This is a genomic window from Leucobacter sp. GX0328 (genome assembly GCF_053567315.1).
The window spans coordinates 505599-531529 of record NZ_JBSGPC010000002.1 but is presented as its reverse complement, the minus strand read 5'-3'; the positions used below and the strand labels follow the sequence as shown (position 1 = coordinate 531529).

Genomic DNA, 25931 nt, shown 5'->3' with positions numbered 1-25931 from the left:
GCTCAGGCCGGAACCAGCGGATTGTGGCCCGCCGCGATCCGCTCCTCCTCGCGTACCTCGGGCGGCGGCGTGCCGTCGCCGAACGGCTCGCCGCCGAGCCGTTCGCGGTCGTGCGGGTCGAGCCAGTTCTCGAGCTCGGGGCCCGCGGGCACGATCCCTGTCGGATTGATGTCCTCGTGGGTGACGTAGTAGTGGCGCTTGATCTGCACGAAATCGGTGGTGTCGCCGAACCCCGGGGTCTGGAAGAGGTCGCGCGCGTACCCCCAGAGGTGCTCCATCTCGATGAGCCGGTTGCGGTTCGTCTTGAAGTGCCCGTGGTAGACCGGGTCGAAGCGGGTGAGGGTCGTGAAGAGCCGCACGTCGGCCTCGGTGATGGTGCCGCCCATGAGGTAGCGGCGGGTCGCGAGGCGCTCCTCCAGCCAATCGAGCGCCTCCCACAGGCGGGCGTACGCGGCCTCGTAGGCGTCCTGGCTGCCCGCGAACCCGCAGCGGTAGACGCCGTTGTTCACCTCGGTGAAGATGCGGGTGATGACCGGCCACATCTCCTCGAGCTCGCCGCTGCCCGTGCCCAGCCCCGGCAGCAGATCGGGCGCCCCCTCCCGGTGGAACTCGCGCCACTCGGTGGAGAAGTCGAGCGTGATCTGCGGGTAGTCGTTCGTGACGACCTCGCCGCTCGACACCTCGACGATCGCGGGTACCGTGATGCCGCGCGGATAGGCGGGGAACCGCTTGAAGTAGTTCTGCTGCAACCGCGCCGATCCGAGCACCGGGTCGACGTCGCCGACGTTGAGCGCCGTGCCCTCGAGGTCGAAGGTCCACGAGCGCACATCGTGCACAGGCCCCGGCCGGCCGAGCGAGATCGCGTCTTCGAGACCGAGCAGGCGGCGCACGATGACGGTGCGGTTCGCCCACGGGCACGCGTTCGCGGCGACAAGCCGGTAGCGGCCCACCTCGACCGGCCAGGCCTCGGCGCCAGCGCTGAGCCCGAAGCCGAGCGACCCGACCTTCGAGGGCGGCGGCGCGGGCAGGGCGCGCGTCGCCTCGGGGTCGGCGACGATGCGATCCTCGATGTAGTTCGTGTCTCTCGTGAACTCGGCGCCGCCGGTCACGTAGGCGCCCCGGGTCGAATACTGCTCGTTCTCGCTCATGCCTCCATTGTGCCCCGACGGGGCCGCCCCGCGCACGGGGCACCGCCCGGAGACGGCCGAAGGGCGAGAAATCCAGGGGTCTTCGCGATCCCTGCCTGATTTCTCGCCCTTCGAGACGTGCACGGGCCGGTCAGCCCGCGGCCCGCTCCAGCACCAGTTCGCGCACGCGGGCCGCATCGGCCTGGCCGCGCATCGCCTTCATCACGGCGCCGATGATGGCGCCGGCGGCCTGCACCTTGCCGTCGCGGATCTTGGCGAGCACGTCGGGCTGCTCGGCGAGTGCCGCATCGACCGCCTCGATGAGCGCACCGTCGTCGGAGACGATCGCGAGCCCGCGGGCTTCGACGATCTCGGCCGCCGTGCCCTCGCCGTCGATGATGCCGGCGATCACCTGGCGCGCCATCTTGTCGTTCAGCGTGCCCTCGTCGACGAGCGCGACCACCGAGGCCAGCTGCTCGGGGGTGATGAGGTCGGGCGCGGCCGTCGAACGCTCGTTGGCGATGCGCGCGATCTCTCCGGTCCACCACTTGCGCGCCGTCTGCGGGGGCACGCCCGCCGCCACGGTCGCCTCGATGGTGGCGGTGAGGCCCGAGTTCACGACATCCTGGAACTCGAGCGCCGAGAACTTCCAGTCGGCCTTCAGCCGGCGGGTGCGCAGCGTCGGGTGCTCGGGCAGCGCGGCACGCAGCTCCTCGACCAGATCGCGCGATGGGGTGAGCGGCGCGAGGTCGGGCTCGGGGAAGTACCGGTAGTCGTCGGCGTCGCTCTTCGGGCGGCCCGGCGAGGTCTCCCCCGTGTCCTCGTGCCAGTGACGGGTCTCCTGCGTGATCGACCCGCCGTCGGCGAGGATCTGAGCCTGGCGCTGGATCTCGAAGCGCACGGCGCGCTCGATCGAGCGCAGCGAATTCACGTTCTTCGTCTCAGTGCGCGTGCCGAGCACCGACATGCCGGCGCCCTCGTTGCCGCGGGGGCGCAGCGACACGTTCGCGTCGCAGCGGAGGTTGCCGCGCTCCATGCGGGCATCGGAGATGCCGAGCGCGACCACCATCTCGCGGATCGTCGCGACGTAGGCCGCCGCGATCTCGGGCGTATCCGCCTCGCCGCCGAACACGGGACGCGTGACGATCTCGACGAGCGGCACACCCGCGCGATTATAGTCGACGAGCGAGTACTCCGCGCCCTGGATGCGACCGGTCGAACCGCCGACGTGGTTGAGCTTGCCCGCGTCCTCCTCCATATGCGCGCGCTCGATCGGCACGTGCACGACGCGGCCCGAGGCGAGCTCGATCTCGACGGAGCCGTCATGGGCGATGGGGTCGTCGTACTGCGAGATCTGGTAGTTCTTCGCCATGTCGGGGTAGAAGTAGTTCTTCCGGGCGAAGCCCGAGGTCTCGGCGATCTCGCAGCCGAGCGCGAGCCCGAGGCTGATCGAGTAGCGCACGGCCTGCTCGTTCACGACGGGCAGCGAACCGGGAAGGCCGAGGCACACCGGCGTCAGGTTCGTGTTCGGCTCGGAGCCGAACACGTTCGGGGCCGACGAGAACATCTTGGTCTTCGTGTTCAGCTCGACGTGCACTTCGAGCCCGATGACGGGCTCGAAGAGTTCGAGGGCCCGTTCGTAGTCCATCAGCTTGGTCTTGGCCATCAGCGGGCTCCCCCTTCAACGTTCACTGCACCGAACATCGGGCTCTGCTGCCAGAACGCCCGGCCGTCGCGGTCGGCGATCAGGCTCTCGACGGCGGCGCCGGCGCGGTACAGTCGCGCGTCTTCGAAAGCGGGGGCCATGAGCTGCAGCCCGACGGGGAGCCCGTCTTCGGCGGCGAGGCCGATCGGCAGGCTGAGGCCCGGGATGCCGGCGAGGTTCGCGGGAATCGTCGTGGCGTCGTTCAGGTAGTCCTGCATCGGATCGGCATCGTGCGTGCCGACCTTCCACGCCGTGGTGGGCGCGGTCGGCGATGCGATGACATCGACCCGGTCGAACGCGTTCGCGAAGTCGCGCTGGATGAGGGTGCGCACCTTCTGCGCGCTCCCGTAGTAGGCGTCGTAGTAGCCGGCCGACAGCGCGTAGGTGCCGAGGATGATGCGTCGCTTCACCTCGGCGCCGAAGCCCGCCGCACGCGTCTCGCTCATCACGCTCTCGACGGTGCCGCCGCCTTCGGGGCTGACCCGCAGCCCGAAGCGCACCGAGTCGTACTTCGCGAGGTTGCTCGAGGCTTCGGCCGGGAGGATGAGGTAGTACGCGGCGACCGCGTACTCGAAGTGCGGAGCATCGATCTCGACGATCTCGGCGCCCTGGGCCTCGAGCAGCGCGAGCGCTTCTTCGAAGCTCGACTTCACGCCCGCCTGCGCGCCATCGAGCATCAGCTGCTTCACCACGCCGACGCGCAGCCCCTTGAGGGTCGAGGGATCGACGCCGCCGCGGGCCGCCTCCGCCATCGACGGCCACTGCATGTCGAGCGAGGTCGCATCGTGACGGTCGTGGCCGACGACGACATCGTGCAGCAGTGCGGTGTCGAGCACGGTGCGGGCGCACGGGCCGATCTGGTCGAGCGACGATGCGAGCGCGATCGCGCCGTAGCGGCTGACGCCGCCGTAGGTCGGCTTCGCCCCTACGGTGCCGGTGAGCGCAGCGGGCTGGCGGATCGAGCCGCCGGTGTCGGAGCCGAGCGCGAGCGGGGCTTCGAACGCGCCGACCGCGACGGCGGAGCCGCCGCCCGAGCCGCCGGGCACGCGCTCGGTGTTCCACTGGTTGAACGTCGGCCCGTAGGCCGAGTTCTCGGTCGACGAGCCCATCGCGAACTCGTCCATGTTGGTCTTGCCGATGTTCACAAGGCCGGCCGCGCGGGCCTTCGCGACGGCGGTGGCGTCGTAGGGCGAGCGGTAGCCCTCGAGCATCTTCGAGCCCGACGTCGACGGCATGTCGGTCGTCACGAGCACGTCCTTCACCGCGAGCGGCACGCCCGCGAGCGCTCCGAGGTCCTCGCCCGCGGCGCGGCGCTCGTCGACGGATCGGGCAGCCGCGAGCGAGCGCTCGGCGTCGGTGGCGAGGAACGCGTGGAGCTCGCCGTCGACGGCGGAGATGCGGTCGAGGTGCGCCCGGGTGGCTTCGACCGAGGAGACCTCGCCCGAAGCGAGCTTCGCGGCGAGGTCGGCCGCCGTGAGATTGATCAGTTCACTCATGTCGCTACTACTGCTCCTCGCCGAGAATCGATGACACGCGGAACATGCCGTCCGCCTCCTCGGGCGCATTCGCGAGCGCCTCCTCGCGCGTGAGCACGTCGGCGACCACGTCGGGCCTCGTCACGTTGTTCAGCGGGGTCGGGTGGCTCGTCGCGGGCACATCTGCCGTCGCGACCTCGCTCACCTTCGCGATGTTCAAGAGGATCGAGCCGAGTTCGCTGGTGAGCGACTCGACTTCGGCATCGGTGAGGGCGATCCGGGCCAGGCCAGCGAGATGCTGCACGGACTCGGCCGTGATCTCGCTTGCCGCCGACTCGCCCGCTGCCGCAGTCGTTTCAGGCATGCTGCTCCATGAGTGGGTGAATTCTACGAACCCGTCCATCCTACCGAGAACGCGGGGCCGCCCGGCGCACGGGAGCGCCGGGCGGCCCCGGGCTCAGTGCGACGGTACGGCCCGGAGCTCCGGAGGCAGGGCGTCCCCGATCCGCGTTCCGTCGCGGGCCCACAGCCCCGAGCAGCCGCGCCGGTGGCTGTCGACGAGGTGCACGTCGGCGATGCCGATGGCGGTCATCAGCGCGTACGAGGTCGTCGGCCCGACGAAGCGGAACCCGAGACGCCGCAGCTCCTTCGCGAGCGCGACCGACTCGGGCGAGGTGGTCGGCACCTCTGCTGCCGTGCGGGGCGACGGCGATCGCTCGGGCCTGAACGACCAGACGAGGTGCGCGAGCCCCGGCCCCTCGGCCCGCAGCCGCAGCGTCGCCGCCGCATTGCCGACCGTCGCCCTGATCTTGGCCGCGTTGCGGATGATGCCCGCGTTCTGCATGAGCCGATCGATGTCGGGCTCGGCGAAGGCCGCGACGCGCTCCGGGTCGAACTCCGAGAACGCGTCGCGGAAGGCCTCGCGCTTGCGCAGCACCGTGAGCCACGACAGCCCGGACTGGAAGGCTTCGAGACTCAGCCGTTCGAATACGCCGACATCGTCGGTGACCGGCATGCCCCATTCGGCGTCGTAGTAGTCGGTGAGCAGCGGGTCCTGCTCCGCCCACGCGGCGCGCACGGGCGGGTGCCCTGCGCCCGTCCGGCTCCCCCGTGTTCCGTTCAGATTCGCATCCAGCATCTCGGTACCTCCGTCGCTCCGTTCCATTCAGCGCCCGTGTGTGACTGCTCAGCCTAGGTCGGCACCGAGCGGCGCGGGGCGAGGAAGCGCAATCTGTGGATAACTCGCTTCTCTACTCCTCTGTGGAGGAGAGTTCGAGCGCGTCGGGGCCGGACGTCACGAGCACCGCGAACTGCTCGGCGTCGAGCACCGGGATGCCGAGCTCCTCGGCCTTGGCGAGCTTCGAACCGGCGCCCGGCCCGGCGGCGACGAAGTCGGTCTTCTTCGAAACGCTCGACGCGGCCTTGCCGCCGGCCTGGATGATCGCCTCCTTCGCCCCCTCGCGGGTGAACCCGTCGAGAGCGCCGGTCGCGACCACCGTGAGCCCGGCGAGCACCCCACCCGCGGCCGCCGCGGCCCCCGGCCCCGGATGCCCGGGAGTGACCCACTGCACCCCCGCCGCCGCCCAGCGGTCGACGATCTCCCGGTGCCAACCGACTTCGAACCAGCCGAGCAGCGACTCGGCGATGATGCCGCCGACCCCGTCGACGGCCGAGATCTCTTCGAGGGAGGCGGATCGGATGGCGTCGAGCGAACCGAACCAGTCGGCGAGCGCACGCGCGGCCACGGGCCCGACGTGCCGGATGTTCAATGAGACGAGCAGGCGCCACAGCGGCTTCGTCTTCGCCTTCTCGAGTTCGGCGAGCAGGGTATCGACGTCCTTCGACGGCTGGGCCTCGCGGTAGTTCTTCTTGATGCCGGCCCGTCGCCGTTCGGCGGCGCTCGCCTCCTCCCAGCCCGGCGGGTAGCTCGCCGGCCCCAGTTTCTGGAACGGCGTGCGCCTTCGCGGCTCCCCAGTCTCCTCATCGATCACCGGTTCGCCGGTCTCGCTGTCGCGCACCACGACCACGATGGGCACGAGCTGTTCGCGGGTCAGTTCGAAGAGCCCGGCCTCCGTCTCGAGCGGCGGGTCCGACGGCACCTCGGGCTGGGTCAGCGCCGCGGCCGTGATCTCGCCGAGCACCTCGATGTCGAGGGCACCGCGCGAGCCGATGTGCTCGACCCGGCCGCGCACCTGCGCCGGGCATCCCCGGGCGTTCGGGCAGCGCAGATCGATATCGCCCTCCTTCATCGCGCGCAGCTCGGTGCCGCACTCGGGGCAGTCCTTCGGCATCTTCCATTCGACTTCGCTGCCGTCGCGTCGTTCGAGCACGGCGCCGAGCACCTCGGGAATCACGTCGCCCGCCTTGCGCAGCACGACCGTATCCCCGATCAGCACCCCCTTCGCCTGCACGACCTCCTGGTTGTGCAGCGTTGCCTGGCGCACGGTCGAGCCGGCGACCTTCACGGGCTCCATCACCGCGTACGGTGTCGCCCGGCCGGTGCGTCCGACGCCGATGCGGATGTCGAGGAGCTTCGTGTGCACCTCCTCCGGAGGGTACTTGTAGGCGATCGCCCAGCGCGGCGCGCGGCTCGTCTCGCCGAGCTCGGCGTGCAGCGCGAGCTCGTCGATCTTGACGACGATGCCGTCGATCTCGTGCTCGACGTCGTGGCGATGCTCGCCGCGATCCTCGATGAACGCGACCACCTCCTCGACATCGTCGAACACGCGGGAGTACGGCGAGACCGGAAGACCCCAGCCCTGAAGCGCGGCATACGCGTCGGACTGGTTCTCGAGCCCCGGATGCTGCCAGGCTCCGATGCCGTGCACGTAGAGCGACAGGCGGCCCAGGCGATCGCTCATCAGCTCGAGCTCGGCCTCGCTCTTCTTCTCGGCCCGCTGCCGCAGGCTGCCGGCGGCCGTATTGCGGGCGTTCGCGAATTCGGGGAAGCGGATCGAGATCTTCTCGTCGGGCACGCCCTTCGCGCGCTGCTCGTCGGCGAAGCGGCTCTGCAGATCGTGCTGGCGTTCGTTCAGCGCCGCGAAATCCTCGCCCGAGAGGAACACCTCGCCGCGCGCCTCGAAGAACTCGGGCACGTCGTCGCCCGTCAGTTCGACCGGGATCGCCGGGATGAAGCGCACGTTCTCGGTGATGTCCTCGCCGACCCGGCCGTCGCCTCGGGTGGTGGCGGTCTCGAGCACTCCCCTGCGATACGCGAGATTGATGGCGAGACCGTCGATCTTCAGCTCGGACAGCCAGCGCACCGGTCCTCCCGCAGCGGCCCGCGCCTTCGCCGCCCACTCGCGGAACTCGTCGAGCGAGAACACGTTGTCGAGGCTCAGCATGCGCTCTGCGTGCTCGTGCTCGGGGAAGCCTGCGGAGACGACGGCCGCGCCGACCTCCTGCGTCGGGCTGTCCTGCCCGGCGAGCTCGGGGAACGCGCGCTCGATCGCCTCGAGGCGATGGAACATCTCGTCGTACTCGGCGTCCGAGACGAGGCTCGCGGCCTCCGAATAGTAGGCGGTGCGCAGGCGCTCGATCTCGGCGGTGAGGCGCTCCGCCTCGGCACGTGCGGCGTCGAAATCTGCAGGGATCGCGGAAGAATTGCTCACGCCCCCAGTCTACGGAGCCAGCGCCCGGCGAGCGCCGATCGCCCGCGGTCGGCGTTTGACAGGCGCGCATTCGTGTCGGAATACTGACTACCCCAGACCGCAGTGCTGCGGGGACCTCCAGTTCCGGAATATCGAACGCCGACTCTCGGGCGCTCGGCACACCATCGACGAGGAGGTCGTATGAACAGTTCACCTGATCAACCCGGATTCCCCGAAGAAGCACCGCCCGACATCGATTACGAGGCGGTGCAGCGCTCCCCCGAGTTCCAGGAGCTCAAACGGAGGTTTCGCACGTTCGTCTTCCCCGTCTCCGCACTCTTCATGGTGTGGTTCCTCGCGTACGTGCTGCTCTCGGCCTACGCGCACGATTTCATGGCCACTCCGGTCATCGGCAATGTGAACCTCGGCATCGTCCTCGGCCTCGGTCAGTTCGTGACGACGTTCGCGATCACCATGATCTACGTACGGTTCGCCAACAAGCGCCTCGACCCGATCAGCGTCGGGATCCGCGCCGATCTCGAGGCGCAGGCCGCCCGAGGCGGTTCGAGCACCACCGACGGGGAGGCATGACATGCAGGGCAACAACCCGGTTCTGAACATCTCGATCTTCCTCGCGTTCGTCGCGGTGACGATGGTCATCGTGATCCGCGCGAGCCGCAACAACAAGAGCGCCGCCGACTTCTACGCCGGCGGTCGTTCGTTCAGCGGGCGCCAGAACGGTCTCGCGATCGCGGGCGACTACCTCTCGGCCGCATCCTTCCTCGGCATCTGCGGCGCCATCGCGCTCACCGGCTACGACGGATTCCTCTACTCGATCGGATTCCTCGTCGCATGGCTCGTCGCCCTGCTGCTCGTCGCCGAGCTCATGCGCAATACCGCGAAGTTCACCATGGCCGACGTGCTCTCGTTCCGCCTCAAGCAGAAGCCGGTGCGCATGGCCGCCGCCACAACGACGCTCGCAGTGAGCTTCTTCTACCTGCTGGCGCAGATGGCGGGAGCGGGAGCGCTCGTGTCGCTGCTGCTCGGGCTCGACAGCTCGATCGGGCAGTCGCTCGTCATCGTCGCCGTCGGCGTCGCCGTCGGCGTCGGCGTCGGCGTCGGCGTCGTGATGATCATCTACGTGCTGATCGGCGGCTTGAAGGGCACGACCTGGGTGCAGATCATCAAGGCGGTGCTGCTCATCGCCGGCGTCGCGATCATGACGGTGTGGACGCTCGCGCTCTCCGGCTTCAACTTCTCGCAGCTGCTGCAGACCGCCGTCGAGAAGTCGGCCGAAGGCGCCGCTATCCTCGCGCCGGGCCTGAAGTACGGAGCGAACCCGCTCGACTTCATCTCGCTCGCCCTCGCGCTCGTGCTCGGCACCGCCGGCCTCCCCCATGTGCTCATGCGCTTCTACACCGTGCCCACGGCGAAGGAGGCGCGCCGTTCGGTCGTGTGGGCGATCTGGCTCATCGGCATCTTCTCCCTCTTCACCCTCGTGCTGGGCTTCGGCGCCGGCGCCCTCGTCGGGCCCGAGGAGATCGCGAACGCTCCGGGTGGCGTCAACTCAGCGGCCCCGCTCCTCGCATTCCACCTCGGCGGCCCGATTCTGCTCGGCCTCATCTCGGCCGTGGCGTTCGCCACGATCCTCGCGGTCGTCGCGGGCCTCACCATCACGGCCTCGGCCTCGTTCGCGCACGACGTGTACGCGAGCGTCATCAAGAAGGGCAAGGCGACGCAGAAGCAGGAGATGAAGGTCGCGAAGATCACGACCCTCGTCATCGGCGCGGCCGCGATCATCGGCGGTATCGGAGCGAAGGATCAGAACGTCGCCTTCCTCGTGGCCCTCGCCTTCGCGGTCGCCGCGAGCGCGAACCTGCCGACGATCCTCTACTCGCTCTTCTGGAGCAAGTTCACCACCCGCGGCGCGGTGTGGTCGATGATCGGCGGCCTCGTCTCGGCGATCGGCCTGATCGCGTTCTCGCCGGTCGTGTCGGGCACCGAGACCTCGATGATCCCGGGAGCCGACTTCGCGTGGTTCCCGCTCACCAACCCGGGCATCGTGTCGATCCCGCTCGGATTCATCCCCGGCTGGGTCGGGTCGCTGACCGACCCAGGCCGCGAGTCGAAGAAGCTGGCGGCCGAGATGGAGGTGCGCGAGCTCACCGGTTTCGGCGCGGAGCCCCCGGTCGAGCACTGACACCGTCCGATCCTGCGGCGGCGGCATGCTCGAGCCGTCGCCGCAGCATCTCATGAGCCGATGCCCCCGTTCTGCCGCGGAGGCCATCAGGTTCTGAAGCTCATGCGCGGCGCGCCGGTGACGCATATCGCCCCGGCGACCCGGTTACGCCGCCTCGCACGAGAACGCCCACATCACGCCGAAGCGATCGTAGGCCTGCCCGTACCAGTCGCCCCACGGAGCCCGCTCGAACGGCATGCCGACCTCGCCGCCGCCGGTGAGCAGCTTCGCGATGAGGTCGCGGGCCTCCTCGGGGGTATCCGTGGTGACCAGCATCGAATACGCGCTGCCCCGCACGTTGTAGTCGGTGCCGTCGTCCATCGCGTCGCCGCCCGCGATCGTGCCGACGGGCGTCACGAGCGTCGCGTGCGCGACCGCCTGCGGGTCCGGGGTGAAGGGCATGCCCTCCATCGGCGGCATGTCGCCGTAGCGGAGGATCCGCAGATCACCGCCGAACACCTCGTGCCAGTGCTCCATGGCCTCGCCGGTCGTACCGGGAAGCGCGATGTACGTCGCAATCGAGTGCGTCATGCTGCCTTCTCCTCCGTCGGATCGATACCGCTGCCGGTATCGGCGTCAGCCCCAGTATGCACGCGACCTGCGTCATCCGCTACCGCTCGGTTCGGCCTCGGAGAAAGAACTCAGCGGCGTGCTTCCAGAGCGCGCCGCCTCGGCGTTCGCACCCGATGGCGTCGGCGACACCACTCGGGCCGGTCAGGCCGCCGAACGCTCGGCGTCGACCGGCAGCGCGCGGTCGATCGTGAACTGACCGAGCACGCGCGTGCCGATGTAGAGCACGGCGGTCTGACCGGGAGCGACGCCCGAGAGCGGCTCCGCGAGCTTCAGATCGACGTCGACCACGATCTCGTGACTCGCATCGACGCGATGCTGCTCGGTGCGCTCCGCGTCCAGGATCGGGACCAACCGCGCCTTCGCCGGCACCGGATCGGCATGCGCCCTGATCTGCACCTCGCAGGCGAATTCCTCTGCCGGTTCGAACCCCGGTTCGCCCGCCCAGCTGAAACGCCCGCCGGCGATGCGTCCGATCTGCAGGCTCTCGCGGGGCCCGACCACGACCTGGTTCGATACCGGCCGGATCGAGAGCACGTAGCGCGGTTCGCCGTCCGGCGCCGGGCGCCCGAGCTGCAGCCCGCGACGCTGCCCCACCGTGTACCCGTGGGCGCCGTCGTGACGGCCGACGACCTCGCCCGATTCGTCAAGAATCTCGCCCGGCTCGCGCTGCACGTGGTCGGAGAGCCACCCGCGCGTATCGCCGTCGGGGATGAAACAGATGTCGTAGCTGTCGGGCTTCTGCGCCACCTGCAACCCGCGCTCCTCGGCCTCGGCGCGGATGAGCTCCTTCGACGGCGTATCGCCGAGCGGGAAGTAGCAGTGCGCGAGCTGGCTCTCGGTAAGCACGCCGAGCACGTACGACTGATCCTTCGTCCAGGCACTCGCGCGGTGCAGTTCGCGCCCGTTCTCACCATCGACGAGGCTCGCGTAGTGACCCGTCGCGACGGCGTCGAACCCGAGAGCGATCGCCTTGTCGAGCAGCGCCTGGAACTTGATCTTCTCGTTGCAGCGCATGCAGGGGTTCGGAGTGCGGCCGGCAGCGTACTCGGCGATGAAATCGTCGACCACGTCTTCCTTGAAGCGCTCGCTGAGATCCCATACGTAGAAGGGGATGCCGAGCAGGTTCGCGACGCGTCGGGCGTCCATGGCGTCCTCGATCGTGCAGCAGCCGCGAGACCCGGTGCGGATCGTGCCCGGCATGCGGCTGAGCGCGAGATGCACGCCCACGACTTCGTGCCCCGCTTCGACCGCTCGGGCCGCCGCTACAGCCGAGTCCACCCCTCCGCTCATCGCCGCCAGAACCTTCATTCGCACCATCTTACGCCGACCGGCGTGGTCTCGCAGCCCCGCGGATGCGGCGCTCGCGGGGGCTGCGCGGTCGATACGCAGAGGCTCTGCGGGGCCTATGAAAGACCGGCCGCGCGTGCGCGCTCGAGGGCTGCGGGCAGCGCTTCGAGCAGCGCATCGATCTCGGATGCCCCGGTCTCGGGCGAGAGCGTGAACCGGAGGGCGCCGGCGGCTTCGGCTTCGGACAGGCCCATGGCGAGCAGCACATGCGAGATCTCGGCCACCCCGGCCCGGCAGGCCGACCCGACCGAGACCGAGACGCCCGCGGCGTCGAGCATGAACACCAGCGAATCGCCCTGGCATCCGGGGAATGTGAAGTGCGCATTGCCCGGCAGCCGAGCGGACGCACCTGCCGCGGGATCGCTCCCGCGCAGTACGGCATCGGGCGCGAGGGATCGCACTCCGGCGATGAGGCCATCGCGCAGCGCGGTGAGGCGTTCGATCCGCTCGGGCCGCGGCGTACCGTGCTCATCGAGCGAGTGCGCGATCGCTGCGGCGAAGGCGGCGGCCCCCGCCGCATCCTGGGTGCCCGAACGGGAGCGCTGCTGCGACCCGCCGTGGATGAGGGCGTCTGTCTCGGCCCGGCGATCGAGTACGAGCGCACCGATGCCGACGGGACCGCCGATCTTGTGCGCCGACACCGAGACCGCCGAAGCACCGGACGAGCGGAAATCGATCTGCAACTGGCCGAGCGCCGAGACCGCGTCGACGTGCGCGGGGATGCCGGCGCGCCGGGCGATCGCGCACAGCTCCCGCACCGGCTGCACCGTGCCGACCTCGTTGTTCGCCCAGAGGAAGGACAGGAGCGCGATCTCCTCCGTTCCCTCCTCCGCGATTGCGGTTTCGAGGGTCTCGGGGAGCAGCGCGCCGTCGGCGTCCACGGGCAGCAGCCGCAGGCGGGCGCCCTGCGCATCGCGCAGCCATTCGGCCGCTTCGAGCGTCGCGTGGTGCTCTCCGTCGGCCACGAGCACTACCGGGCCGGCTCCGGAGCGCCGGCGTGCCCAGTACATGCCCTTCAGCGCAAGGTTGATCGATTCGGTACCGCCGCCGGTGAAGATGAGTTCGGCATAGTCGCTGCCGAGGGCGCGGGCGATGCGCGCCCGGGACTCCTCGAGCAGCTCGCTCGCCCCCTGCCCGTGGCCGTGCGTCGACGCGGGGTTGCCGATCACGCGCAGCGCGCTCGTATACGCCTCGAGCACGTCATCGGGCATCGGCGAGGTCGCCGCATGATCGAGGTAGCCGCGGCGCCCGCCGTCCATCCGCACCTCCCGCTCGCTCAGTAGAGGAGGTTCGCGAGGCGGCCGCGCGCGGCGATGACGCGGGGGTCGGCGACGCCGACGACCTCGAAGAGCTCGAGCAGGCGCTCGCGGATCGTTCCGCGCTCCCCCGGGTCCTGGGTCGCGGCGAAGAGCTCGAGCAGACGCAGGAACGCGTCTTCCACGTGACCGCCCGAAACGTCGAGATCCGCCACGCCGAGCTGCGCGGCGACATCGGTCGGCGCCGCTGCCGCGGCGCTGCGGATCTCGTCGGCGGTGCGACCGCTCAGACGCTGCAGGAGCTTCATCTGCACGAGCGCCTCCCGCGCCGCCGCGTCGGCGGGGGCCTTCGCGAGTACGGCCTCCCACTCGCGCACGGCCGCGACGAAGTCCCCGCGCTCGGCGGCGTCGACCGCCGCGCGATGCGCCTCAGGGATCTCGGGCTCCGCGGGGGCCTCGGGCTGTTCGCCCGCTGCCTGGGCATCGGGGGCGTTCACTCTGCCGACGACGCCGTGCTGCTCGGCGAGCTGCACGAGCTGGGCGAAGAACTGGCGCACCTGCTCCACGGGCACCGCGCCCTGGAAGAGCGGCACGGGCCGCCCGGCGACCATGGCGACCACGGTCGGGATCGACTGGGCCTGGAACGCCTGCGCCAGGCCGGGGTTCGCGTCGACGTCGACCTTCGCGAGCAGCACGCGCCCCTCGAGTTCACGGGTCACCTGCTCGATGATGGGGCTGAGCGTCTTGCACGGCTGGCACCATTCGGCCCACAGGTCGAACACGACCGGCACCACGGCCGAGAGCTGCGCGATCTGCTCGAAGCTCTCGTCGGTGACGTCCATCACCAGGGAGGGCACGTCGACGACCCGTCCCTCGTGCGCCGCGGCGCCCAGTGCACCTGCCGGTGCGGCGCCCGCGGCCGCCGGCGGCTGCGGCGCGCGGTTCTGCGATGCGAGATGGCTGAGGTCGACGCCTCCGCCGGGAATGCGCTCGGGCATCTGCTGCGACATGGTTAGTTCCCTGCTCCGATCAGTTCGCTGGTGTCTCCGAGAAGTTGGATCTTCGCCCCCGAGTCGGATTTGCTCGGCACGAAGAAGAGCATCTGGTGCGCGAAGGTCTGCACGATCCGCTCCTGCTGCCCGCTGAGCCCCGAGAGCGCGGTGACCTGGCCGGTCGCGACCGGCTTGATGCGTCCGGCGCTGCCGTCGACCACCTGATCCTCGAGCACCGTCGTCACGACGAGGGCGCCCTCGACGCCGGTGGTGAGCGCGACGGCCTGCTCTTCGCCCTGGCGCGCCGTGACCGAGAACGCCATCGGCTTGCCCTTCGCCTCGGCATCGGCCGCGAGTCGTTCGACGCGCGCCTTGCCCGAGTTCTCCAGGATCTTGTCCTCGCCCATGTCGAAGAGCTCGAAGTCGGGCGATGCCTCGCCGTCCTGCAGCACCGAGGCGAATGCCGTGCCCACCTCGCCGGGCTGCACCAGGAAGCTCTCGATGTCGTTGGCGAGCAGCGCCGTGCCTTCGTCGGCCGGTGCCGCCTGCGGCATGGCGATGCCGCCGCGCAGCGCGATGACCGACGACACGAGGTAGTTGTCGTGCGGCGTCTCCTGCGTCATCACCAGCGCGAGCGACGGCGAGGCCTCCTCACCGCCGGTCTCCTGATCCGCGGTGTCGGCGGGCGCGCCGCCCTTCTCGGATGCGACCGTCACGAGCATCGTGCGCGGCCACCCCTCGGTGCTCTGCACGAGCTGGTAGTCGAGCTCGTCGGTGGTGATGAGCGGCGGGATCAGCCACTCGGTTGCGGAAGCCCGGATCGCGTAGTTCGCGGTGCGCTGCTGCAGCGCGTCTCCCGTGAAGCGGGCCTTCAGGAGTTCGGCGTCCATATCCTTGTCCGCCGTGTCGGAGACCTCGACGATGCGGTCGAGAATGCGGTCGATCTGCGCGGCGGTCACCGGCAACGGCGCCGACGACGACTTCGGCTCGTCGGTCGCGGTGCTCTCGGACGCGCCCGCGTCGAACTGGGGCCAGTAGCTCGCCGAGCAGCCGGTCAGCCCGAGGGCCAGCGCCACGCCTGCGGCAGGCAGTGCGAGTCGGCGCACGCCCCGGCGCGAGCCCGTCATCCCGGCGCCGCCCTCCTGCTTCGTCTGCTCCGCTTCCGCGGGAGCGATCGTCCGCTTGCGCGAGAAGCTGTTGCGGATGCCCTGCAGCGGGCCTCTGCGGCCGCGGCGCGGGCCCAGGCCGCGACGATCGTGGTCGATCGCGAGGATGTAGAGCAGCGCTCCGATGAGCGCGAGCACGCCGCCGCCGACGAGCATGGGGCCGGCCCAGGGCGTATTGCGATCCTGCACCCAGGTAACGGCGATCGATTCCGGCAGCGCCTCGCCATCGGTCGCGATGATCACCGACTGGTCGTCGTCGAGCTTCACCGGCACGCGCACCGAACCGGAGTCCGATGCCGACTTCTCCTGCAGCCACAGGTCGCTGCCGCGCGGGTCGAGCGGCTTCGCCTGTTCTTCCTCGCCGTTCTCGGCGGGCGCGACGCCGTCGGCCGGAGCGGTCTGGTCGGCTTCGCTCGGCTCGGCCTCGGGCGCGACCCCAGCGATCTCCTCGGAGACGAACCCGCGTTCGCCGCGGTCGGCTACGAGAGCGACATGATCGAACTCCTCGACCCAGGCCTGCACGTCGCGGGTCGCGCCGGTGGCGACGAACGCGTCCTTCCCTGACGCCGTCACGTTCGCCTGGCCGGCGACGGTCCTCAGCTCGGCGCCGTCGATGACCGCATACCCGGCATCCGTCGAGACCGCGGCCTCGTAGCGGATCTCGGCCGGCCCGGCGAGGAAGGTGCGCTGACCGATCCCGAGCAGCAGCAGCACACCCGAGAACACGAGCGCGACTATCGCAAGCACATACCGCAAAAGGGCTCCTCAGAATTTCGTCGACCCCTCGACTGGCAATGTTCGGGGCCCTGCCGGCGCGGATGCGCACGGCAATGGATCTTGATCCCTACAACGGTAGCGGAGGAATCGGTGTATGTCGTGGAAACCGTTCACCGTCCCGGCCCCCGGGCAGCGAAGTGAACTATCATGTTCGACGGGTTACCTGCATCGCGGACGCAGCGTACGACGCCACCACACATCTCGTTCGGAGGACACTTGTCCGAATCAGCTCAGCAGTTCTCGCCTGCTTTCCGGGGTTACAACCGGGAGGAGGTCGACGTGCGCGTCGGCGCGCTCACCGGTCAGGTCGCGAATCTGCAGACGCATCTCGCGTCGATGCAGGCGGCGCACCAGGAGGCCACCCGCACCGGGGATGAGCAGCGACGGCTGATCGCCGAGCTGCAGGAGCAGGTGGCCGAGCTCGGGGCGAGCGGCTATTCGGGGCTGGGGCTGCGCGTCGAGAAGAGCCTCAAGGTCGCCGAGGATCACGCCCAGCACCTCATGGCGCAGGCGGACCTCGATGCCGAGAAGCTGCGCCGCTCCTCGGAGGAGGAGAGCGCGCGCATGCTCGAGGAGGCGCGGCAGAAGGCCGACGAGCTGCTCGCGACCGCGCACGAGCAGTCCGAGATCATCCTCACCGGCGCGCGCAACGACGTGGCGCGCCAAACCGGCGAGGCCAACGACGAGCGCGAACGCCTGGTCGCGGAAGCCGAGCGCTCCGCAGCGCTGGTGCGCAGTTCGGCGGAGCGCGAGGCGTCTGCCGCTCTCGAGACCGCACGGCGCGCGGCCGAGGAGACCCTCGCGCGGGCCACCGCCGAAGCAGAACGCATCTCGGGGGAAGCCCGCAGTGCGGCGCAAGAGCTGCGGAGCGAGACCGAGCGCCACGCCGACGAGCTCGAACGCCGCCGCGCCGATGATCTGCGGGAGGCCGAGCGCGAACGCGCCCGCCTGACTCAGGAGGGCGAGCGGGCCCGCGCGGAGTTCGAGGCGAAGCGCCAGCGCGAGGAGGCCGCGCTCGAGGAGCGCTACACCGAGCGCGAGCGCGAGCTCGAGGCGCGCTTCGAGGCGAACCAGCGCGAGTTGCGCGCCGAGATCGAGACGCTGACCGGGCGCATCGCCCAGGAACGCGCGGAGCACGACGCCGCGCTCGCGGCCGAACGGCAGCAGCACGAGCAGGCGATCGCCGCGGAGCGGGAGACTCACGATGCCCGCATCGCGCAGGAGCGCGGGGCCCATGAGGCGTCCATCGCCCGGGAGGTCGAGGCCCAGCGCACGGAGGCGCTGACGCTCGCAGCGCAGTCGCAGCGGGAACGGGAGCGCGCGGCCGAGGCCGCGCAGAACGAACTGGACCGCCTGCGCTCCGAGCAGGAAGTCGAACTCGCGTCGCAGCGCACGGGGCACGAGGCGCGCATCGCGGCGGAGCTCGAGGCGCACCGAGAGGCCATCGGCGCGGAGCGGGACACCCACGAACGCACGCTCGCCGTGGAGCGCGAGGAGCACGAGTCGCGGATCGCGCAGGAACTCGAAGCGCACGAATCGAAGATCGCGCAGGAGCACGAAGCCCACGAATCGAAGATCGCGCAGGAGCGCGAGGCCCACGACGACGCCCTCCGCAGCGAGCGGGTGCAGCATCGCGCCGATCTCACGAACGAGCGCGAGGCCCACGACGCCGCGCTTCTCGAGGAGCGCGAAGCGCACGACGCCGCCCTCGCCGCCGAGCGCGACGCACAGGCTGAGGAGCTCCGCGCTGCGCGCGAAGCGCAGACGGAGTCGCTCGCCGCTGAACGAGACGCGCAGGCCGCGGAGCTCGCGGCCGAGAGGTCGGCCCACGACGCGCGCATCGGCGCCGAGCTCGCCGCGCATCAGGATCGTCTGGTGGCCGAAAGCGACGAGCACCGCACGCTGATCGCGGCGGAGCGCGAGGAGCACGAAGCCGGGCTCGCGAAGCAGGCGGCCGAGCAGGCGCGCGAACTGGCCGCTGCCGCAGCGGCGCATGCCGCTCGCATCGCGGATGAGAGCACCATGCACGATGAGCGCGTCGCCGCCGCGCTGTCGACGCATCGGCAGCAGCTGGAGGACGAGCGCATCGCCGCCGCCGATGCGCTGCGCATCGAACGCGACGAAGCCGCCACCGCCCTCGGGCACGAGCGCGAGGCGCTCGAGCTGCGCATCGAACGCGAGCGCGCGAAGCTCGACGCCGACATCGCCCGCGAGCGCGAGGAGCACGAGCGCGCCCTCGCCGCAGCAGCGGAGCAGCAGCAGGAGGAGCTGCGCGTGCAGCTCGAGTCGGCCCGTGCCGCGATCGACCGCGAGGTCGCCGCGAAGCGCGCCGCCGTCATCGAGGAGACTGACCTGCTGCGGGCGAACACGGTCGCGGAGCTCGCCGAGTTCCGCCACAGCGAAGAGACCGATCTCGCGCAGGCGCGGGCGGCGGCGCAGGACGAGCTGCGTTCGCTGCGGGAATCGATCGATACCGAGTCCATCGCCTTCGCACAGCGTTCGAGCAGCGAGCAGGAGGAGCACGCCCGGCGTCTCGCCGAGAGCCAGCGCGCGGCCGACGAGGCGTCGCGTCGCGAGATCGAGGCGACGACGACGGAGCTCGCCGAGCTTCGGGCCCAATTGGATGCCGCACGCGAGGAGTACCAGCGCATCACTTCGGAGGCGACGCGCGACGCGCAGAACATCCGGGCTGAAGCGGAGCGCCAGGCCGCCGAGACAAAGCTCGAGGCCGAGCGACGCTCGCAGGTCGCCTTCGCCGCTGCAGAGGAGCGCGCGAAGCGCGTGCTCGCCGCCGCGGAGGATCGTATGACCCAGCTGAAGGTCGAGCGCGGCGCGGTGGCCCGCTACTTCGAGAGCCTCGGCGAAGTCATCACGAACGCGCAGAAGATGAGCACCGCGACCGGCAATGCCGTCGATCGGCCCCTCGCCGACGAGAACGGCGAGTGACGGTGGGGATCATCGCGGCCGCCGACGGCTCGGCCCTCGGCAATCCCGGCCCCGCGGGCTGGGCCTGGTTCGTCGACGAAACGCAGTGGCGGGCCGGCGGATGGCCGCGCGCGACGAACAACCAGGGCGAGCTCATGGCCGTGCTCGACCTGCTGCATGCGACGGCACCGCGCGCTGCGGAACCGCTGCGCATCCTGTGCGACAGCCAGTACGTCATCAACTCCGTGACGCAGTGGATGCCGGGATGGAAACGGCGTGGTTGGCGCAAGGCCGACGGCAAGCCGGTGCTCAACCGCGACCTGCTCGAGCAGCTCGATGCCGCCCTCGCGGGCCGCGATGTGCAGTTCGAGTGGGTGAAGGGCCATGCCGGCCATCCGCTCAACGAGGCGGCCGACGACCGTGCGCGAGCTGCGGCCACCGCGTTCCAGGCGGGCCGGGCGCCCGACCACGGACCCGGTCTCGCAGGCGCCGCCCCGCCTCCCCCGTCACCGGAGGTCTCCCTCGAGACCCCGGCGTCGCCGCCGACGCTCTTCTAGGCCGGGGCTCCCCCGCCACACCGACGGGCTGCCCCGCGCTCCGGCGATCCCTGCAGGGACTGCTCAGCCCAGTCGCCAGCAGTGCGCGTGATAGTGCCTGCGGTCTCGCACCGCCGCCTCATCGCCGAAGAAGTGCTCGGCGCTCCAGGCCACGACGTGGGCCTGACCGACAGGGATCTCGGTACCGCACGACGGGCAGCGGTAGACCTTCTCGGCGCGATGCGCGGGGATGTCGCGCACGAACCATTCCGAGCCGCGATGCCGCTCCTTGCGGGCGCCGCCGTAGGCCAGGCGGGTCACGTCGCGGGGTTCCGCCTGCGCTGCGCGCTGATACTTGTTCACGCGGCGATTGCGCGCCACGGGTCGGCTCACCACCAGTGGTTGGTGGTCCAGAACGCGTAGGCCTGCGCCCAGCTGCCGTAGCGGCCGACCGCGTAGCCGTTCGCCCAGCGCAGGTTGTCGACGGGGTCGTATCCGTTACCCGGCACCTTGCTGCAGGGGTTCGCCTGGATCACGCCGCACGCGCCCGAGGAGGCGTTCGTGGCGTTCGGGTTCCAACCGCTCTCGCGGCTCGCGATGTAGTCGACGTAGCCCCAGTCGCTCTCCGCGATGCCGGCGGCCGCCATCCATTCCGCGGGCGCACCGCCGCCCGTGTACCGGGCGGGAGCGGTCGCCTGCGAGGAGGACGCCTCCTTCGCCGCCTTCTCGGCGGCGGCAGCGGCTTCGGCCTCGCGCTTCTGGCGCTCGACTTCGGCGGGATCGGGCAGCTCGACCGTTTCGATCTCCGGGTAGATGATGTCGTCTTCAGGGAACTCGTTCGGCACGAACTCCTGGTTGATGCGGGTCTCGAATGCGAGCGCCTCGGCATCGGTCTCGCCGCCGGGCATCGCGAAGGGGGCGACCACTGCGGTGCCGAAGAGCACGATGACCCCGGTCACCGCGAACGCAGCACGGATCTTCGACCAGGATGAGCGGGGATGAGAGTTCACAACAGACACAATGTAACGATTCTATCTCGAAACGGCGCGGTATGGCAACGAAATCGCATTACCGCGTTGCGAGGATGAGTTCCACCACGGCGTCGAGCACGGCATCGACCTGATCCTCGTCGTAGCCCCGCCACTGCGAATGGAACACCACATCGCGCACCTCTGCCGGTGCGATGCTCAGCTCGCGGCGTTCGAACATGTCGGCCACGCGGTCGAGGAAGGCGTCGACCTGCGAACGGCGGTATCCGGTCGCGAAGACGCCCCGGCGTCGGAAGCGACGGCCGCGCGGGCGCTGCATGCGCCCCCGGACCTCGGAGAGCAGGCGGCGGGTCTCGTTCCACCACGCCTCTTCGCCGTTGGCGCGCACCTCGGCCCGGCGTTCGCGCTCGTAGAAGACCTCTTCGAGCCGGTCGAGCGCGGCGTCCACGTAACGCGCGGAGTAGCCGCGCTTCTTCACGGAAAACGAGGCGTTGCGCACCTCGGAGGCCGTCATGGCGCCGCCGCTGCCGGCGCCGCCTTCGTAGCTCGATCGGGCGCGCTCGAGGAACGCTTCGACCTGGTCGGGCTGGTAGCCGAGTTCACGGGCGGTCGCGAGGGGGAAAGCCGTATGCACCCCACTATTGTGCCGGGTCCGCCCGGTGCGAGGCTGAGTGCTCCCGCTCATTGGACGGCCCCCGCGAGCAGCGCGATGCCGTACACGCCGACTGCCGATGGCAGCAGCGAGTCGAGGCGGTCCAGGAAGCCGCCGTGGCCCGGAATCCATGAGCTCATGTCTTTTACCCCCAGGTTGCGCTTGATGAGCGACTCGGTGAGGTCGCCGCCCGTCGCGGTCAGCAGCACGACCGCTCCGAGCACGAGACCGAGCCACCAGGGCTGATGCAGTGCGAACACCGACGTGAGCACTCCGACGCCCATCGCGACGACGGCCGCTCCCGCGAAGCCCTCCCACGTCTTGTTCGGGCTGATGCGCGGCGTCATCTTGTGCTTGCCCATCGTCACGCCGGCGGCGTACGCGCCGACATCGACCGAGACCACGACCGCGACGAGCGAGAACACCCACCACTCCCCGCGGGCGCCGTCGACGAGCAGCACTGTGAACGACGCGAGGAACGCGACGTAGACGAGCGTGAACAGGCCCGAGAACACGTCGCGCACGAGCGTGCGGCGCGGAACGATGCCGCCCGGCAGAACGCCTTCGAGCACCCGCCACAGGATGAGCAGCGCCGAGCCGGCGAAGAGGCCGAGCAGCATGCCCTCCGCTCCGAAGAAGTAGGCGCCGCCGACGACCAGGAGCCCGCCGAGCACGACCCCGACGCGGGGCACGCGCCTGCCCGCGGTGCGGAAGGCGGCCGCGAGCTCTACGAGCGCGACGGCGACCAGCGCCGCGACCAGCACGACGAAGAGCTCTTTCAGGAAGAACAGGCTGGCGAGGAAGACCGCGCCGAAGAGCAGGCCCGTGCCGACCGCGAAGACCAGATTGCGACCGGCGCGTGCTTCGATGCGGGCGTTCGTCTCCTCGAGCTGCGCCCGAGTCGATTCGAAATGCGCCCGGATATCGTCGCGCCGCTCCGAGCCCGCCACGTGTCAGACCTCCAGGAGTTCGGCTTCTTTGCGCTTGAGCGCGTCATCGATCTGGTCGATGAACTGCTTGGTCACCGCTTCGAGCTCCTTTTCGGCGCGCGCGACCTCGTCCTCGCCGACCTCGCTCTTGAGCGCGTCGAACTCGTCCTTGCCATGGCGGCGCACATTGCGGATCGCGACGCGTGCATCCTCGGCCTTGCTCTTGACGATCTTGACGAACTCCTTACGGCGTTCCTGCGTCAGCTCGGGCAGTGCGAGACGGATGACGGTGCCGTCGTTGGAGGGATTCGCGCCGAGGTTCGGCATGTCGCGGATGGCCTGCTCGATGTCCTTCATCGCGCCCTTGTCGTAGGGGGTGACGAGCAGGCTGCGGGCGTCCTGGTTCTGCACGGAGGCGAGCTGCGGCAGCGGAGTCGGCGTACCGTAGTAATCGACGAGGACGTTCTGCAGCAGCGCGGGATTCGCGCGGCCGGTGCGCACCGTGGCGAAGCCCTCCTTCGCGGACTCGACGGCCTTGTTCATGCGGTCCTTGACGTCTGCGAAGACCTCTTCGATCACGGTGTTCTCCTTGCTCCTGTGGTCAATATTCCCAGTCTAGCGGTGCCGTGCAGCGCTTAGCGGTGCACCAGCGTACCGAGCTTCTCGCCCCGGATCGCGGCGGTGACGTTGCCCGCAGGCTCCATACCGAACACGCGCATCGGCATGCCGTTGTCCATGCAGAGGCTGAACGAGGTCGAGTCGACGACCTTGAGGCCGCGCACGAGGGCGTCGCTGTACGAGATGTCCTCGATGAGCGTCGCGTTCGGATCCTTGTTGGGGTCGGCGGTGTAGACGCCGTCGACGCCGTTCTTCGCGACGAGCACCTCTTCGGCGTGGATCTCGAGCGCGCGCTGCGCCGCGACCGTATCGGTCGAGAAGTACGGCAGGCCGGCGCCGGCGCCGAAGATCACGACGCGGCCCTTCTCCATGTGGCGGATGGCGCGCAGCGGGATGTAGGTCTCGGCGACCTGCGTCATGGTGATCGCCGACTGCACGCGGCTGCTCACCCCGGCCTGTTCGAGGAAGTCCTGGAGCGCGAGCGCGTTCATGACGGTGCCGAGCATGCCCATGTAGTCGGCGCGGGCACGGTCCATGCCCCGCTGCGAGAGTTCGGCGCCGCGGAAGAAGTTGCCGCCGCCGACGACGATCGCGACCTCGACCTCGTCGGTCGCCGCGGCGATCTCACGGGCGATCTGGCTCACCACGTCCGGGTTCACGCCGAGCGTGCCCCCTCCGAATGCCTCGCCCGAGAGCTTCAGCAGTACTCGGCGCTTGCGATCGGGGGTCTCGGACATGTGATCTCCTTCGGGATGATGCGGATCGATCTCGGCCCGGGCCGAGGCTGCGGCCTGCGGGCGCGCCTGCGGCGAGGCTCAGACAATTGTAGGCGCGCTGCCGTCACCTGGCAGCACAAGACCCGGGCCGGCGGGATGATATCCCGACCGACCCGGGTCTGAATGCGGGGTTAGGCCCCGACCTTGCCGCGAACGAAACCGGTCACGGTGATACCTGCGGCTTCGGCGAACTTCTTCACCTCGCGCTTGTCGGCGTCGAGCGCGTGGACCTGCTCGTTGAGCGCGACCTGCTTGAAGAACGCGGTGAGGCGACCTTCGACGATCTTCGGCAGTGCGGCCTCGGGCTTGCCCTCGTTCTTCGAGATCTCGGTGACGAGCGCGCGCTCCTTCTCGACGTCGGCCTCCGGCACGTCCTCACGGCTGAGGTACACCGGGTCGGCGAACGAGATGTGACGGGCGATGCTGAGAGCAGCATCCGCGTCGTCGCCCTCGTACCCGACGATCACGCCGATCTGCGGGGGCAGATCCTTCGAGGTCTGGTGCAGGTACACCGAGGTCGCGGGGGCCTCGATGCGCGAGACCTTGCGGAGGACGATGCGCTCGCCGATGATGGCGGCCTCGTCGGTGATGGTCGCGTCGACCGACTTCTCGCCGGCCGAGGCTGCGAGAGCCTCTTCGACGGTGGTCGCACCGGCGGCGACGATCGCGTCGAGCACGAGCTCCGAGAGCGCGATGAACTTCGCGTTCTTCGCGACGAAGTCGGTCTCGCAGACGAGCTCGATCAGCGTGGCCGAGCCGTCGATCTGCTTGACCGCGACGAGGCCCTCGCTCGCCTCGCGCTCGCCGCGCTTCGCGACGCCCTTGAGTCCCTTGAGACGCAGGATCTCGATGGCCTTCTCGATGTTGCCTTCGGCTTCGATGAGCGCGTTCTTGCTGTCGACCATGCCGGCGCCGAGGCGCTCGCGCAGTTCCTTCACAGCGGCCATGCTTACTGCAGCCATATGTGACTCCTTTTTCAGAGGTGTTGATTCAGTCGAAAGTGAGTAAACCCGATCCCGGTGTACGGGAGGTTACTCGGCGGCGGGTGCCTCTTCGGCAGCGGCCTCGGCAGGCGCCTCTTCGGCGGGTGCCTCTTCGGCGGCGGCCTCGGCGGGAGCCTCGGTCTTGTCCGCGTTCAGCAGCTCGACCTCCCACTCGGCGAGCGGCTCGGCGGCGGCTTCGCCCTCGGCCGGCTTCTGGTGGCGCTCCATGAGGCCCTCGGCAGCGGCGTCGGCGATCACGCGGGTGAGCAGCGCGACCGAACGGATCGCGTCGTCGTTGCCCGGGATCGGGTAGGTGACCTCGTCGGGGTCGCAGTTGGTGTCGAGGATCGCGATGACCGGGATACCGAGCTTCTTCGCCTCGTCGATCGCGAGGTGCTCCTTCTTGGTGTCGACCACCCAGAGCGCCGCCGGGGTCTTCGTCATGTGACGGATGCCGCCGAGCGACTTCTGGAGCTTCTCGAGCTCGCGCTTCTTGAGCAGCAGCTCCTTCTTGGTGAAGCCGCTGGTGGTGCCCTCGAAGTCGAGCTGCTCCAGCTCCTTCATGCGCTCGAGGCGACCGGTGACGGTCTGGAAGTTGGTGAGGAGGCCGCCGAGCCAGCGCTGGTTCACGTAGGGCTGGTTGACGCGGGTCGCCTGCTCGGCGACCGCTTCCTGGGCCTGCTTCTTGGTGCCGACGAAGAGCACGTTGCCGCCGCGGGCGACGGTGTTCTTGACGAACTCGTACGCGGCATCGATGTAGCCGAGCGACTGCTGCAGGTCGATGATGTAGATGCCCGAGCGCTCGGCGAAGATGAAGCGCTTCATCTTCGGGTTCCAGCGACGGGTCTGGTGTCCGAAGTGGACGCCGCTGTCGAGCAGCTGGCGCATGGTGACGACGGCCATGGCCGGTCTCCTGTTCTGCGCACCCCGAACGGGCGCGCGATTGCGGTTGTCATTCTGGCTGCGGTCGCAGCCGAATCCTGGTGCCCGCGCGCCGCACCGCTTCGTGAAGAAGACCGGTGGTGCGGCCACGGCATTCGGGCACGCGAAGTCACCTCGTGCGAGGTGCTCGGAATAGTCTAGCACCGAGAACGGCCCCGTTCATCACATCGACATGCCGCGTCGGCCTCGATCCGTTCCCCGGCGTGCGCCGGGTGCTCCGCTTGCCGCCGTGCGCGCCCCGGGCTGCCCGCATTCTTCCTCCACAGCACGCCGATCGCGAAGTTACGGCACTACTTGCTCACATCGAGCGTTCTGCGCTTTCCCGTTGCCTCGC

The 25931-nt window shown here is 69.7% G+C and carries 23 protein-coding genes; 4 read left to right on the top strand and 19 right to left on the bottom strand.

The window, feature by feature from the left end:
- Nucleotides 1–2: 2 nt before the first annotated feature.
- The 6 genes from ACUYTF_RS10615 to ligA all read right to left on the bottom strand — a co-directional run bounded on the left by ACUYTF_RS10615 (nucleotide 3) and on the right by ligA (nucleotide 7918).
- On the bottom strand, nucleotides 3–1148 hold the full coding sequence (locus ACUYTF_RS10615; protein ID WP_449279772.1) for a glutathione S-transferase C-terminal domain-containing protein: 1146 nt from the start codon (nucleotides 1146–1148) through the stop codon (nucleotides 3–5).
- Between the two features lie 130 nt (nucleotides 1149–1278).
- Entirely contained in the window at nucleotides 1279–2793 is a 1515-nt protein-coding gene (gatB, locus tag ACUYTF_RS10610) for an Asp-tRNA(Asn)/Glu-tRNA(Gln) amidotransferase subunit GatB (RefSeq protein ID WP_434144207.1), read from the bottom strand.
- A complete protein-coding gene (gene gatA / locus ACUYTF_RS10605; RefSeq protein ID WP_449279771.1) occupies nucleotides 2793–4328 on the bottom strand; it encodes an Asp-tRNA(Asn)/Glu-tRNA(Gln) amidotransferase subunit GatA in 1536 nt (511 codons plus the stop codon). The genes gatB and gatA overlap by 1 nt, the downstream gene beginning before the upstream one ends.
- Before the next feature lie 7 nt (nucleotides 4329–4335).
- Nucleotides 4336–4671 (bottom strand): Asp-tRNA(Asn)/Glu-tRNA(Gln) amidotransferase subunit GatC, encoded by a 336-nt coding sequence (gene gatC / locus ACUYTF_RS10600; RefSeq protein ID WP_434144203.1) that lies wholly within the window; start codon nucleotides 4669–4671, stop codon nucleotides 4336–4338.
- Between the two features lie 93 nt (nucleotides 4672–4764).
- Nucleotides 4765–5445 (bottom strand): DNA-3-methyladenine glycosylase I, encoded by a 681-nt coding sequence (locus ACUYTF_RS10595; protein ID WP_449279770.1) that lies wholly within the window; start codon nucleotides 5443–5445, stop codon nucleotides 4765–4767.
- A gap of 112 nt (nucleotides 5446–5557) precedes the next feature.
- The gene (gene ligA / locus ACUYTF_RS10590; protein WP_449279769.1) at nucleotides 5558–7918 is read right to left on the bottom strand and encodes an NAD-dependent DNA ligase LigA; all 2361 of its coding nucleotides are present in this window, start codon (nucleotides 7916–7918) and stop codon (nucleotides 5558–5560) included.
- Between the two features lie 180 nt (nucleotides 7919–8098).
- Between ligA and ACUYTF_RS10585 the strand changes: the two genes are divergently transcribed.
- Together ACUYTF_RS10585 and ACUYTF_RS10580 are read left to right on the top strand one after the other, a co-directional pair.
- Nucleotides 8099–8488 carry a DUF485 domain-containing protein gene (locus ACUYTF_RS10585; protein ID WP_434144199.1) on the top strand — a complete coding sequence of 130 codons (390 nt, stop codon included), beginning with the start codon at nucleotides 8099–8101 and terminating at the stop codon, nucleotides 8486–8488.
- Between the two features lies 1 nt (nucleotide 8489).
- Nucleotides 8490–10097, top strand: coding sequence for a solute symporter family protein (locus ACUYTF_RS10580; RefSeq protein ID WP_449279768.1), 1608 nt, complete (start codon nucleotides 8490–8492; stop codon nucleotides 10095–10097).
- Between the two features lie 144 nt (nucleotides 10098–10241).
- Here the strand turns inward: ACUYTF_RS10580 and ACUYTF_RS10575 are convergent, their stop codons facing one another.
- From ACUYTF_RS10575 to ACUYTF_RS10555, 5 genes are all read right to left on the bottom strand, one after another.
- The gene (locus ACUYTF_RS10575) at nucleotides 10242–10667 is read right to left on the bottom strand and encodes a VOC family protein (protein ID WP_434144196.1); all 426 of its coding nucleotides are present in this window, start codon (nucleotides 10665–10667) and stop codon (nucleotides 10242–10244) included.
- A gap of 183 nt (nucleotides 10668–10850) precedes the next feature.
- Complete coding sequence (gene mnmA / locus ACUYTF_RS10570) at nucleotides 10851–12017, bottom strand: tRNA 2-thiouridine(34) synthase MnmA (protein ID WP_449279767.1); 1167 nt, start codon at nucleotides 12015–12017, stop codon at nucleotides 10851–10853.
- A gap of 95 nt (nucleotides 12018–12112) precedes the next feature.
- The gene (locus tag ACUYTF_RS10565) at nucleotides 12113–13315 is read right to left on the bottom strand and encodes a cysteine desulfurase family protein (RefSeq protein WP_449279766.1); all 1203 of its coding nucleotides are present in this window, start codon (nucleotides 13313–13315) and stop codon (nucleotides 12113–12115) included.
- 17 nt (nucleotides 13316–13332) lie between these two features.
- Nucleotides 13333–14322, bottom strand: coding sequence for a tetratricopeptide repeat protein (locus tag ACUYTF_RS10560; RefSeq protein ID WP_449279765.1), 990 nt, complete (start codon nucleotides 14320–14322; stop codon nucleotides 13333–13335).
- A gap of 2 nt (nucleotides 14323–14324) precedes the next feature.
- Nucleotides 14325–16217, bottom strand: coding sequence for a glycosyltransferase (locus ACUYTF_RS10555; RefSeq protein WP_449279764.1), 1893 nt, complete (start codon nucleotides 16215–16217; stop codon nucleotides 14325–14327).
- Between the two features lie 246 nt (nucleotides 16218–16463).
- Between ACUYTF_RS10555 and ACUYTF_RS10550 the strand changes: the two genes are divergently transcribed.
- Both ACUYTF_RS10550 and ACUYTF_RS10545 read left to right on the top strand, forming a co-directional pair.
- On the top strand, nucleotides 16464–19193 hold the full coding sequence (locus tag ACUYTF_RS10550) for a hypothetical protein (RefSeq protein WP_449279763.1): 2730 nt from the start codon (nucleotides 16464–16466) through the stop codon (nucleotides 19191–19193).
- On the top strand, nucleotides 19190–19729 hold the full coding sequence (locus tag ACUYTF_RS10545) for an RNase H family protein (RefSeq protein ID WP_434144184.1): 540 nt from the start codon (nucleotides 19190–19192) through the stop codon (nucleotides 19727–19729). Before ACUYTF_RS10550 ends, ACUYTF_RS10545 begins: the two co-directional genes overlap by 4 nt.
- A 63-nt stretch (nucleotides 19730–19792) precedes the next feature.
- Here ACUYTF_RS10545 and ACUYTF_RS10540 read toward each other — a convergent pair whose 3' ends face one another.
- The 8 genes from ACUYTF_RS10540 to rpsB form a co-directional block, all read right to left on the bottom strand.
- A complete protein-coding gene (locus tag ACUYTF_RS10540; protein ID WP_449279762.1) occupies nucleotides 19793–20071 on the bottom strand; it encodes an ATP/GTP-binding protein in 279 nt (92 codons plus the stop codon).
- 26 nt (nucleotides 20072–20097) lie between these two features.
- Nucleotides 20098–20718 carry an aggregation-promoting factor C-terminal-like domain-containing protein gene (locus ACUYTF_RS10535; protein WP_449279761.1) on the bottom strand — a complete coding sequence of 207 codons (621 nt, stop codon included), beginning with the start codon at nucleotides 20716–20718 and terminating at the stop codon, nucleotides 20098–20100.
- Nucleotides 20719–20776: 58 nt separating this feature from the next.
- Entirely contained in the window at nucleotides 20777–21331 is a 555-nt protein-coding gene (locus ACUYTF_RS10530; protein ID WP_449279760.1) for a DivIVA domain-containing protein, read from the bottom strand.
- Nucleotides 21332–21378: 47 nt separating this feature from the next.
- Entirely contained in the window at nucleotides 21379–22299 is a 921-nt protein-coding gene (locus ACUYTF_RS10525; RefSeq protein ID WP_449279759.1) for a phosphatidate cytidylyltransferase, read from the bottom strand.
- Between the two features lie 3 nt (nucleotides 22300–22302).
- Entirely contained in the window at nucleotides 22303–22857 is a 555-nt protein-coding gene (gene frr / locus ACUYTF_RS10520; RefSeq protein ID WP_434144177.1) for a ribosome recycling factor, read from the bottom strand.
- A 56-nt stretch (nucleotides 22858–22913) separates the two neighbouring features.
- Entirely contained in the window at nucleotides 22914–23633 is a 720-nt protein-coding gene (gene pyrH, locus ACUYTF_RS10515) for a UMP kinase (protein ID WP_434144175.1), read from the bottom strand.
- A 170-nt stretch (nucleotides 23634–23803) separates the two neighbouring features.
- On the bottom strand, nucleotides 23804–24634 hold the full coding sequence (tsf, locus tag ACUYTF_RS10510) for a translation elongation factor Ts (protein WP_449279758.1): 831 nt from the start codon (nucleotides 24632–24634) through the stop codon (nucleotides 23804–23806).
- A gap of 69 nt (nucleotides 24635–24703) precedes the next feature.
- Nucleotides 24704–25558 (bottom strand): 30S ribosomal protein S2, encoded by an 855-nt coding sequence (gene rpsB, locus ACUYTF_RS10505; protein ID WP_449279757.1) that lies wholly within the window; start codon nucleotides 25556–25558, stop codon nucleotides 24704–24706.
- Nucleotides 25559–25931: the final 373 nt, after the last annotated feature.

Excerpts from the sequence above, each read along its gene's own strand:
- ACUYTF_RS10615 (WP_449279772.1), bottom strand. The coding sequence starts at position 1,148 with ATGAGCGAGAACGAGCAGTATTCGACCCGGGGCGCCTACGTGACCGGC.
- gatB (WP_434144207.1), bottom strand. The coding sequence starts at position 2,793 with ATGGCCAAGACCAAGCTGATGGACTACGAACGGGCCCTCGAACTCTTC.
- gatA (WP_449279771.1), bottom strand. The coding sequence starts at position 4,328 with ATGAGTGAACTGATCAATCTCACGGCGGCCGACCTCGCCGCGAAGCTC.
- gatC (WP_434144203.1), bottom strand. The coding sequence starts at position 4,671 with ATGCCTGAAACGACTGCGGCAGCGGGCGAGTCGGCGGCAAGCGAGATC.
- ACUYTF_RS10595 (WP_449279770.1), bottom strand. The coding sequence starts at position 5,445 with ATGCTGGATGCGAATCTGAACGGAACACGGGGGAGCCGGACGGGCGCA.
- ACUYTF_RS10585 (WP_434144199.1), top strand. The coding sequence starts at position 8,099 with ATGAACAGTTCACCTGATCAACCCGGATTCCCCGAAGAAGCACCGCCC.
- ACUYTF_RS10580 (WP_449279768.1), top strand. The coding sequence starts at position 8,490 with ATGCAGGGCAACAACCCGGTTCTGAACATCTCGATCTTCCTCGCGTTC.
- ACUYTF_RS10575 (WP_434144196.1), bottom strand. The coding sequence starts at position 10,667 with ATGACGCACTCGATTGCGACGTACATCGCGCTTCCCGGTACGACCGGC.
- mnmA (WP_449279767.1), bottom strand. The coding sequence starts at position 12,017 with ATGAAGGTTCTGGCGGCGATGAGCGGAGGGGTGGACTCGGCTGTAGCG.
- ACUYTF_RS10565 (WP_449279766.1), bottom strand. The coding sequence starts at position 13,315 with ATGGACGGCGGGCGCCGCGGCTACCTCGATCATGCGGCGACCTCGCCG.
- ACUYTF_RS10560 (WP_449279765.1), bottom strand. The coding sequence starts at position 14,322 with ATGTCGCAGCAGATGCCCGAGCGCATTCCCGGCGGAGGCGTCGACCTC.
- pyrH (WP_434144175.1), bottom strand. The coding sequence starts at position 23,633 with ATGTCCGAGACCCCCGATCGCAAGCGCCGAGTACTGCTGAAGCTCTCG.
- tsf (WP_449279758.1), bottom strand. The coding sequence starts at position 24,634 with ATGGCTGCAGTAAGCATGGCCGCTGTGAAGGAACTGCGCGAGCGCCTC.
- rpsB (WP_449279757.1), bottom strand. The coding sequence starts at position 25,558 with ATGGCCGTCGTCACCATGCGCCAGCTGCTCGACAGCGGCGTCCACTTC.